Here is a 9,962-nt window from a genome sequence, read left to right on the forward strand (position 1 = left end):
ATACCGGGCGCGGCAGTGCGATTCGAGACTGAGCGGGAGGGCACAGTCATGAATGCGAGCACATCCATGCCCATGGATTACATCAAACGAATTCTGGTGATCGTCGATCCGACCGCGGCCGGGCACCCATCGATCGACAAAGCGGCGCTGCTGGCGGAAAAGTTCAACGCGCGGCTGGAGCTGTTCGTCTGCGATACGAAGGCGGCACGCGAGATGCGCTTGTCGTCACACCTGCGCTCGAAGCCCGACGCGCCTCTGCCGACGAACCTCAAAGGTGAGCTCGAATCTCTGGCCGCACCGTTACGTGAGCGCGGTCTGGATGTCACGACCGAAACCGTCTGTGCCGAGCCGCTGCACGTCGGATTGATCGATCGCATTCGACATACCAGCGCCGATCTGGTGGTGAAGGACACGCATCATCATTCGCTCGCGCAGCGAACGTTTCTGACCAATACGGACTGGCAGTTGATTCGCGCCTGTCCGGTGCCGTTGCTGTTGACCAAAGGCGCGCCATGGGCGGAAACACCGCGCATCGTGGCGGCGGTCGATCCCGGTCATGTCAACGACAAGCCGAAAATTCTGGATCACTGGATCATCGAGCATGCATCGCTGATCGCGCAGCGCTTGCACGGCGAGCTGCACGTGGCGCATGTTTATTTGCCGCTGGCCATCATCGGCGTAGCGACAACAGTGAATCAGATCGTTGCAGCGGCGGCGCCGGAGGAGCTGGCGCTCGAAGAAAAGAATCGCCGCGAGCTGGTGAGCTCGTTGGTCGCCGAGTACGACGTTCCGCCCAAGAACATTCATCTCGAACTGGGCGGCCCCGGTCAGATGCTGCCGCTGGCCGCCGAACGCATCAATGCGGATGTGATGACGATGGGCGCGATCGCTCGCAGTGGGCTCAAGCGGATTTTCGTCGGCAGCACGGCGGAGGATGTGCTCGAGAAGCTGCCGTGCGATGCGTTGATCGTGAAGCCGCCGCAGTTTGGAGAGCATGTCGCGCTCTGAGCGAGCGCGACATGAAGTTTGTCAGGGCGCGCGCCGGACGAGTGCGCCGGCTGCCGAATAGCCGCCGCCGAACGCGATCAGCAGCGCATATTCACCGGGCTCGAGCTTGTGCGCGTAACGATGCAAAGTGATCGCGACACTCGCGCAGCCGGTGTTGCCCAGCTCGCCGATCGTCAGCGCGACCCGTTGTGGCGCCAGGCCGAGGTCGTCCGCGACGCTATCGATGATGCGCTTGTTCGCCTGGTGCGGAATGACCAGCCGCACATCGCCCACCGTGAGCTTGTTGCGCTCCAGGAGCAGCCGCGCCATGCCGGCCATCTCCCGGCACGCGTGCACGAAAATGTCCTTGCCATGATGCATGACCAGGCCGCCATCGCGCGGGACCATGGTGATGCCGAACGGACCCTTGCCGCGATCCGCGAGACCGACGGTATGTGTGTCCAGCACTTCCAGCTGCAGCTTGCCGGGCGTGTTGCCCAAAATCAGTGCGGCCGCGCCGTCGCCCCACAAGTGACCGGATTTCTCGTCGCCGTCGGAGGAGTACAGGCTGTTGTGCTCGGAGGCCACGACCAGCGCCTTGGTCGAGCGGCCGGAGGCGAAGTAGGCCGATGCCATGTCGATGGCGTCGATGAAAGACGAGCAGGCCGTCGACAAATACATGGCGCGCGCGTTGGCGAGCGAGAACTCACGCTGTAACACGTGAGCGATGGTGCCAATGGTGTCCCACGGCGTGTAGGAAGCGCCGATGATGAGGTCGATATCCTCGAGGTTCGCATCGCCCGTGCGCAGCAGGTGCTTGACGGCTGCGATCGCCATCGAATTCGCATTCTCGCCTTCACCGGCGCGGCGGCGCTGGCGGATGCCGGTCAATTGCTCGAACCACGGCGAAGGCCGGCCGGTCAGCCGCGAGAAGTAGTCGTTGTCCACGACCCGTTCCGGCAGGTACTCACCCGAGGCATGAATGAACATCGGTCGTCTCTGGACTGTCAAAGCGAAGCGATCTCAGTAAGCAATAGTAAAGAGGGCCGCGCGTCCGGCGGCCGGCTGAGGCGGCGGCGATTATAGACCTATGACCGGGCTGCGCGGATTTCGTCCGTGAACAACTGCCCGTAGCGCGCCAGTTTCGCCTGGCCAACCCCCGGGATGGTGGCAAATTCTTCCAGGCTGGCTGGCGCCCGGCGCACCATCTCACGCAGCGTGGCGTCGTGGAAGATGACGTAAGGCGGTACCCCGCTCTGATCCGCCAGCTTTTTACGCAAGGCTCGCAACTTATCGAACAGCGGCTGATCGGCCACGTGCAGGTCGTCGGCGCCGCCCGACACGTCCGACTTGCGCCGTGGTGAAGCGGGGGCCTCGGCAATGTGTACCTTGCGCTCGCCGCGCAGGACCTCCCAGCTGGCCGCGTTGAGGGACAGCACCGAATAGCCGTCCTGAGTCTCCTGAGCCAGGCCCTGGTGGAGCAGAGCGCGCGCGACGCTGCGCCAGGTGTCGACGCTGTGCTGCTTGCCGATGCCGTATACGCTGAGCTGCGCATGTCCATTGTCGATCAGGCGCTGTGACTGACTGCCGCGCAGGATGTCGATCAGATAGGCGGCGCCGAAACGTTCGCGTCGTTGTGCCAGCCGCGCGATGCACGATAGAAACTGTTGCGCTTCGATCGTGCGGTCCTGCTGCTGGCGCGGGTTGCGGCAGTTGTCGCAGTTTCCGCAGGAATCGGGGAGCACTTCGCCGAAGTATCGCAGCTGGATTCCGCGGCGGCATTCGGTGGACTCGGCGTAGTTGAGCACCTGGCGCAGCTGTTGTCGGGCCAGCCGCTGCTCGTCCTCCAATGGCGCGCCGGTGTCGGGATCCACCTTTTGTTGAATCAGAAACTCGGCAGTGCGAATGTCGGCCGCGCTGAAATACAGAATGCATTCGGCGGGATCGCCGTCGCGCCCGGCGCGGCCCGACTCCTGATAATAACTTTCGAGCGTGCGCGGCAGATCGTAGTGAACCACCCAGCGCACGTCGGGTTTGTTGATGCCCATGCCGAACGCGATCGTTGCGACCATCACGCGCGCGTCGTCGCGAATGAAAGCTTCCTGATTGCGACGGCGCTGTTCGGCACTGAGACCGGCGTGATAGGGCAGAGCCTCGATGCCGTCGGATTGCAATTGCAGCGCGAGCTCGTCGACGCGCTTGCGCGACAGACAGTACACAATGCCTGCGCTGTCTTCGCGCGCTCGCGCGAGCAACTCGTCGTAAGTGCGTTTGTTCTTCGGGCGCACGCCGTAGTACAGATTCGGGCGGTTGAAGCTCGCGACATGAACCGCCGGATCGTGCAACGCCAGCTGATTGATGATGTCCTGCCGGACGCGCGGCGTGGCAGTGGCAGTGAATGCGAATAACGGAATGTGTTCGAATCGACGTCGAAGTGCGGCGAGCTGTCGATACTCCGGACGGAAATCGTGGCCCCATTCGGACACACAATGCGCTTCATCGACCACGAAAGCGTTGATGCCGCGGCCGCCGGCGAGGCGCGTCAGTACGCCATCGAAGAAGCCGGACTGTAACAATCGCTCGGGCGCGAGATACAGCAGTTTGTACTCGCCTTGCGCCGCGCCTCGCAGGCGCGCGCTCACTTCGCTCGACTCGAGGCTGGAGTTGATGTACGTCGCCGGGATGTCGTTGTCCTGTAGCAGCCGCACCTGATCCTGCATCAACGCGATCAGCGGCGAGATCACCAGCGTGATGCCGGGTTGCAGAACCGCAGGCAGCTGAAAGCACAGCGATTTGCCGCCGCCGGTGGGCATGATGGCCAGCAGGTCGCGACCCGCGAGCGCATCGCGCACGATCGCTTCCTGGCCGGGGCGGAACGAGCTGAAACCAAAGCGAGTCTTGAGCGCGGCGAACAGATCGGCGCCGTCGGCGAGGGCATTGGCGGTCATTGAAACGGGGGCGGCTGTCACCCCGGCATCATCTCATCCCGGTTCCGCATTTGGCACACGTTGGGAGCGTGTCGTTCCACAATTCTTTGCCCACCAGGCCGCGGGCACGGATGGTACCCTCGCGGCAACACCAAGATTTCATCGAGAACCGGGGGCATCCGTGACCGAACAGCAGAGCAACGCGCGCTTCGCGCTGGCGGTACTGTTCGGCATCAACCTGATGAATTTCTTCGACCGGCAGATTGCCGGCGCGTTGGGCGAGCCGATCCGCGTCGAGTTCGGGCTCAACGATACGCAGCTCGGCCTGGTCGCGACCGTATTCACCTTGGTGTATGCAGCCGTCGGCGTGCCGCTGGGACGGCTTACCGACAACTGGCTGCGGACACGTTTGATCGCCATCGGCGTGACCTTCTGGAGCGTGCTCACGGCCGCGTCCGGCCTGGCGTGGAACTACACATCTTTCCTGCTGACGCGCATCGGCGTCGGCATCGGCGAGGCGAGCTGCGCGCCGGCGGGGCAATCGTTGATCGGCGACTTGTATCCGCCCGAGCGTCGCGCGCGAGCGATGGCGATCTTCATGCTCGGCCTGCCGTTCGGTTTGTTCGCGGCTTATATGCTGTCGGGCTACATCGGCCAGAAGTGGGGATGGCGGACAGCCTTCTTCGTGGCGTGCCTGCCAGGTTTGATCCTCGCGGTGCTCGCACTGTTTATCAAAGAGCCGCCGCGCGGCGGCGTCGAGCAGCGCACTTCGCTGGCGTTGCCGGGTTCGCCATTTCGCAGCGTCATGCGGATCAAGACGCTGTGGTGGATCGTGCTGTCGGGTCTGCTGTACAACTTCAACGCCTACGCGGTGAACGTGTTTCAGACGCCGTTTCTGCAACGTTTCCACGAGCTCGGATTGCGGGACGCGAACATGATCTCGGCGTTCTCGTTGGGACTCACGGGCGCCATCGGACTGCTGTTGGGCGGCTGGCTCGGCGATCGCCTGCGTACGAAGCGAGCGAACGGTCGCGTGTTGATCGCCGCATTCGCGTTGTTGTTCGCGGCGCCGTGCGTGTTCATGGCGCTTCAGCAGCCGAAGGGCGGTGTGGTCGTGTTTACGATCTTGATGGGAGCGTCGAGCGCGCTGTCATTCGCGTATTACTCGACGGTGTACAGCGCGATTCAAGATGTGGTCGCGCCCAACCTGCGCGGCACGGCGGTGTCGTTGTACTTCTTCGCGATGTACGTACTCGGCGCGAGCTTCGGCTCGACCGTCATGGGCGCGCTGAGCGATTACTTCGCCCATCAAGCAATGGTGAATGCGGGCGCGACTGCGATGGAAGACACGTTCCGCGCGTCCGGGCTGCACAGTGCGATGTATGTAATCCCGCTGCTGATGTTGTTGTGCGCGGGATCGTTGTTCGGCGCGGCGCGGACCGTTGGGGCCGACATGCGCGCCATGGTGACGCAGACGAGGTGATCGCTCGTCTGCGAGAGTCAGTTAACGCGTACCCGTCAGGCTTTCCATCATCAGGCCCGTGCCGCCTTTGGACACGTGCGCAACGATGGCGGTACGCCGATGGATCTTGGTGACGACGCCGAGATTGATCGCGAACGCGAGGTGCACGGTCGCGCCTTTCTTCAATCCCAGGTTCTCGGTTTCGATGAAGACGCCGTTCGCGCTCAAGTTGCGCGCGCGGCACAGCTTGCCGGGACGTCCGGGGACGGAAACGTAGACGGCGGTACGCGCTCTATGACGTGTATGGAGACGTCGCTCCATGCTCAAACTCCCCGATGCGTTCTGTGCGCGATCATTATGCCGCGCTCGAAAGCGCGTGCGAAGCCCAATAAACAGGCGTTATGTCGACTCATTGTCTGGCTGGCACGGCACAATGTCACCCGCACAATATGCACCTTCGTTCTACTGATGTATTCACCTAGGTAACCGAGCATGGTGTCAGCGCTCACACTTGACGAAATACGTCTGGCCGCGGGCCAGCTCGCCGATCACGTCGTGCGGACGCCCGTGCATCGATTGCAGAGCCCCGAGGTCGAGCAAGTACTGGATGCCACTACCGAGACGTGGTTGAAGCTGGAGTTGTTCCAGCGGACCGGTACGTTCAAGGCGCGCGGCGCCCTGTTGAACGTGCTGGCGCTGTCGGAGGACGCGCGGAAGCAAGGTGTTACGGCGGTCAGCGCCGGCAACCATGCGGCCGCCGTCGCGTTCGCCGCGGCGACGGTGGGTGTCAGCGCCAAGGTGGTGATGTTTGCGTCGGCCAACCCGTTGCGTGTCGAACTGTGTCGCTCCTTCGGTGCTGAAGTGGTGTTCGCGGAGAATGCCCACGCCGGATTCGAGTTGGCAGCTCGCCTCGCGGAACAGGAAGGCCGTACGCTGATCCATCCGTTCGAAGGCCGCACGACGGCGCTCGGCACTGCGACCGTCGGGCTCGAGCTGTGTGAGCAGATTCCCGGCCTCGATGCGGTCATCATTCCCATTGGCGGCGGCGGCTTGTGCGCTGGCATCGCCTCCGCGGTGAAGTTACTGTCGCCTCGTTGCGAGGTTTTTGGTGTCGAGCCGGAAGGCGCGGACAGCATGCATCGCAGTTTCGCGGCGGGTGAGCCGCGTTCCATCGAGCGGGTCGCGACCATCGCCGACAGCTTGGGCGCGCCTTATGCCTTGCCGATCTCGTTCGCGCTGTGTCATCGCAATGTCGACGGGCTGGTTCGTATCAGCGATGGTGAAATGCGCGCGGCCATGCGGTTCTTGCTTCGAAATGCCAAGCTTGCGGTCGAACCCGCGGGTGCGGCGGCGACCGCGGCGCTACTCGGCCCTCTCAAGGAACGACTGCGCGGCCGGCGGGTCGGACTGATCGTCTGTGGCAGCAACATCGACGCGGCCACTTATGCTCGCCTGATCGGTGACGAGCCCCTTTAACGACTGCTTTCCTGCCTTCATGACCAAAGCAAATGCGCTCCCCATCGGGGTGTTCGACTCCGGTGTCGGCGGGCTGACCGTGCTCCGCGCACTTCGACAACGCCTGCCCAATGAGCAATTCATTTATCTCGGCGACACGGCGCGCTTGCCGTATGGCACGAAGAGCGGCGACTCGGTGCTGCGCTATTCGATCCAGGCCGCCGAGTTTCTGGTCAACCAGGGCATCAAGTATCTGGTGATCGCCTGTAACACCGCGTCTTCGGTCGCGGTCGAACCGTTGCGTGAGCGCTTCGCGCCCATGCCGGTGATCGGCGTGATCGAGCCGGGCTCGATTGCGGGATGCGCGGCATCGAAGAGCGGCCACATCGCGGTGCTGGCGACGGAAGGCACGGTGCGCGGCGGCGCCTATCAGCGCGCAATCGCTCGGTTGGAGCCGAACGCGCAAGTGAGTGCGCAGGCGTGTTCGCTGTTCGTGGCTTTGGCGGAGGAGGGATGGACGGACGGCGCCATCGCCGAAGCGATCGCGCATCGTTATGTTGACGAGTTGTTTCGTAACGATTCGCAGATCGACACGTTGTTGCTCGGCTGTACGCACTTCCCAGTGCTCGCAGCGGCGTTGCGCGCGGTCATCGGGCCGGCCATCACTATCGTCGATTCTGCGGAAACGACGGCGCGCGCGGTACAGGCGGAGTTGATCGATCGGGGATTGTTGAATACGGCGGGACCGGTGCTGGGCAGGATGCCCGAATGCCGGGGGCGCACGGACGCGCAGGACCGGCCGTCAGCGCCCATTCTGCAAGCAACGGATAGCCCGGAACGCTTTGCCCGCGTGGGCAGCCGATTCTTGGGAGAGTCGTTCGACGCGAGCCGGGTCGAACTCGTTGACCTCGCGCCGACTGCGGCGCGTTAGGTGCGGGCGGCACCCGAGCTGCGACGCGAAGTCGGCAGCTCGTCGTAACATTCCACGCGATTGCGGCCGCAGAGCTTCGCGGCGTAGAGCGCATGGTCAGCAGCTTCCAGCAGCGCAAGCGTGCTGGGGAAGCGCTGATTGGTCGTATATGTCGCGACACCGATCGATGCGGTCACGTGAACACCCGCGACGCTGTCACCTCCATGTTCAGCACCCGCGAGCGCCGCGAGAATGCGTTGCGCGACTTGGCGCGCAATCGCGCGATCCGTACTCGGCAGTACAACGATAAATTCCTCGCCACCGAAGCGCGCGACGAGGTCGCTGCCGCGGACCACGCCTTGAATGGCTTGCGCGCAGCTGTGCAGAACTTTGTCGCCGATGGGTGTGCCGTACTTCTCGTTGATCAGCTTGAAGCGATCGAGATCGATATGCGCGACGCTCAAGTCACGGCCGAACACCACGGCTTGTGTGAACTCGCGATCGAGCATGCGATCCAGCCACGGGCGGTTGAGTACGCCAGTCAGCGGGTCGCGGCGGCTCGAGTCTTCCGCTTCTTCGGTGCGTGTCTGCAGGGCGCTGGTCGTGGCTTGCAGGTTGGTGACTTCCTGCAGGGCATGCAGATTCCTGACTGCCAGTAGCTCGCGCGCTTCCGCCAGCAGGTTCTCGGCGTCATCCGCTTCGAGGATGGGCGTTTCGTACAGGGCTTCCGTTTCGGGAATCAGACTGAGGATGCGCGCGACCACTTCGTTGAAGTGCTCGTGACTCATGCTCAGCAGGCGATGCGCGCGTTGGGCGAGCGCGGGCACGGAGTTCGCCCGATCCGGGGACAGCACCGCCTCGGCCAGATCGCTGCCGAGCGCGACGCAGCGCGCGAACTGACCTTCCTCGGTGGTCCACGCGAACATCTGCGGCGAATGGCTGGCCTCGACCGGCTTGCACAGCCGCTCGGGCAGATTCCAGGCGCGCAACATCATCGCGGTGTAGTAGGAGTGGTCCTTGCCGAGCTTGGCGATTTCGTAGGCCACCCAGTCGGCATGCGTCGCTTTCTGCGGCAGCTGGCTGTAGAAATCGCGCGCGGCGCGGTCCAGCGCCAGCACGCCCATGTCCTGAAGCATCGCTGCCAGGAAAACATCTTCTTGATGCCCGGTTTTTGCGCTTTCGCCGAAAGCGCGGGCAGCGGTCGCGGCCAACAGCGCGCGGCGCCAGAAACGGCTGTAGTCGATGCCGGTTGCGCGGAGTGCGCGCATCGAGGAAACCAGCGAAAAGCTCAGGGCGAGGGTCAGCGCGGCGTTCAGGCCGATGATGACCAGCGCCTGACGCAGGTTTTGGCTGGGGCGGCGTTGTGCGTAAAATGCCGAGTTCGCGATGCGCAGGATCTTGGCCGTCATGGCCGGATCGCGGCCGACGGCGGTGGCCACCTTGGCCATCTCGATGTCCGGATCGCGCGCGAGCGCGATGATCTCAGTCGCGACCTGCGGCGGACTGGGAAAATCGACCTGCGCTCTCAAGCGTTGTTCGAGGTCCTGGGGCAGCATAACCAGTGTCCATGAGCTGCGTTTCGAATACGGGACGCGCCCGAATGGCGCCGTCGGGCCCTGTATCGGCGCCCGGCGAGATGACTTAAGCAGGAATTTTGCTTCGAGGCGTCAAACAACCCTTGGTTGCTGTTGACACTCAATAGGTTGGCGAAGAGAATGCCCGGCTCTTATGTCCGCGGAGGGGTACCCAAGCGGCCAACGGGGGCAGACTGTAAATCTGCTGGCTTATGCCTTCGTAGGTTCGAATCCTACCCCCTCCACCACTCCTCGAGGCGGGTGTAGTTCAATGGTAGAACCTCAGCCTTCCAAGCTGATGGTGTGGGTTCGATTCCCATCACCCGCTCCATTGCGCTTACCGCGATGAGTCGAGTACGGCGGATATAAGAAGTTAGACAGGTAATAGTTGAAGGGTCGCTCACGTAGCTCAGTTGGTAGAGCACGTCCTTGGTAAGGACGAGGTCACCGGTTCAATCCCGGTCGTGAGCTCCACTCGCCATGTTGACTGGTTCGTGTTTGCCATCTCGAATAAGTGAACCTAGATAGAGGAACGCCGCTGTGGCCAAAGAGAAGTTTGAACGCACCAAGCCGCACGTGAACGTAGGCACCATCGGCCACGTCGACCATGGCAAGACCACGTTGACGGCCGCGCTGACCAAGGTGAT

9 protein-coding genes and 3 tRNA genes are annotated in these 9,962 nt (G+C 63.0%); 8 read left to right on the plus strand and 4 right to left on the minus strand.

Translation table 11 applies throughout. The annotated features are described in order from the left end of the window. The first annotated feature begins 48 nt into the window (after positions 1-48). A complete protein-coding gene (locus tag GYH35_RS33100) occupies positions 49-1,008 on the plus strand; it encodes a universal stress protein (RefSeq protein ID WP_161815366.1) in 960 nt (319 codons plus the stop codon). A gap of 21 nt (positions 1,009-1,029) precedes the next feature. Here the strand turns inward: GYH35_RS33100 and GYH35_RS33105 are convergent, their stop codons facing one another. Beyond that, complete coding sequence (locus GYH35_RS33105) at positions 1,030-1,977, minus strand: 3-oxoacyl-ACP synthase III family protein (RefSeq protein ID WP_161815365.1); 948 nt, start codon at positions 1,975-1,977, stop codon at positions 1,030-1,032. A gap of 98 nt (positions 1,978-2,075) precedes the next feature. Continuing rightward, positions 2,076-3,956 carry a DNA helicase RecQ gene (gene recQ / locus GYH35_RS33110; protein ID WP_235936899.1) on the minus strand — a complete coding sequence of 627 codons (1,881 nt, stop codon included), beginning with the start codon at positions 3,954-3,956 and terminating at the stop codon, positions 2,076-2,078. Here recQ and GYH35_RS33115 point away from each other — a divergent pair. Beyond that, positions 3,925-5,397, plus strand: a complete 1,473-nt coding sequence (locus tag GYH35_RS33115; RefSeq protein WP_268894972.1) for a spinster family MFS transporter — start codon at positions 3,925-3,927, stop codon at positions 5,395-5,397. The genes recQ and GYH35_RS33115 overlap by 32 nt on opposite strands. A 21-nt stretch (positions 5,398-5,418) precedes the next feature. Here the strand turns inward: GYH35_RS33115 and GYH35_RS33120 are convergent, their stop codons facing one another. After that, positions 5,419-5,697 (minus strand): PilZ domain-containing protein, encoded by a 279-nt coding sequence (locus tag GYH35_RS33120; RefSeq protein ID WP_116808918.1) that lies wholly within the window; start codon positions 5,695-5,697, stop codon positions 5,419-5,421. Positions 5,698-5,868: 171 nt separating this feature from the next. Between GYH35_RS33120 and GYH35_RS33125 the strand changes: the two genes are divergently transcribed. Beyond that, positions 5,869-6,852, plus strand: a complete 984-nt coding sequence (locus tag GYH35_RS33125) for a threonine ammonia-lyase (RefSeq protein ID WP_161830604.1) — start codon at positions 5,869-5,871, stop codon at positions 6,850-6,852. Positions 6,853-6,871: 19 nt separating this feature from the next. Further along, positions 6,872-7,762, plus strand: a complete 891-nt coding sequence (gene murI, locus GYH35_RS33130; RefSeq protein ID WP_161815361.1) for a glutamate racemase — start codon at positions 6,872-6,874, stop codon at positions 7,760-7,762. On the opposite strand, the gene GYH35_RS33135 is transcribed toward murI, so the two are convergent. After that, positions 7,759-9,297 carry a sensor domain-containing diguanylate cyclase gene (locus GYH35_RS33135; RefSeq protein ID WP_161815360.1) on the minus strand — a complete coding sequence of 513 codons (1,539 nt, stop codon included), beginning with the start codon at positions 9,295-9,297 and terminating at the stop codon, positions 7,759-7,761. The genes murI and GYH35_RS33135 overlap by 4 nt on opposite strands. A 180-nt stretch (positions 9,298-9,477) precedes the next feature. On the opposite strand from GYH35_RS33135, the gene GYH35_RS33140 reads away from it, so the two are divergent. From GYH35_RS33140 to GYH35_RS33155, 4 genes are all read left to right on the plus strand, one after another. Continuing rightward, positions 9,478-9,563 (plus strand) — tRNA-Tyr (locus GYH35_RS33140). A gap of 9 nt (positions 9,564-9,572) precedes the next feature. After that, positions 9,573-9,646: transfer RNA gene (locus tag GYH35_RS33145), tRNA-Gly, on the plus strand. A 67-nt stretch (positions 9,647-9,713) separates the two neighbouring features. Further along, positions 9,714-9,789 (plus strand) — tRNA-Thr (locus GYH35_RS33150). A 66-nt stretch (positions 9,790-9,855) separates the two neighbouring features. After that, a partial coding sequence (locus tag GYH35_RS33155; protein ID WP_161815359.1) for a GTP-binding protein occupies positions 9,856-9,962 on the plus strand: 107 nt, incomplete at its 3' end.

This window comes from Steroidobacter agaridevorans (genome assembly GCF_009932555.1).
Taxonomy (GTDB): Bacteria; Pseudomonadota; Gammaproteobacteria; order Steroidobacterales; family Steroidobacteraceae; genus Steroidobacter; species Steroidobacter agaridevorans.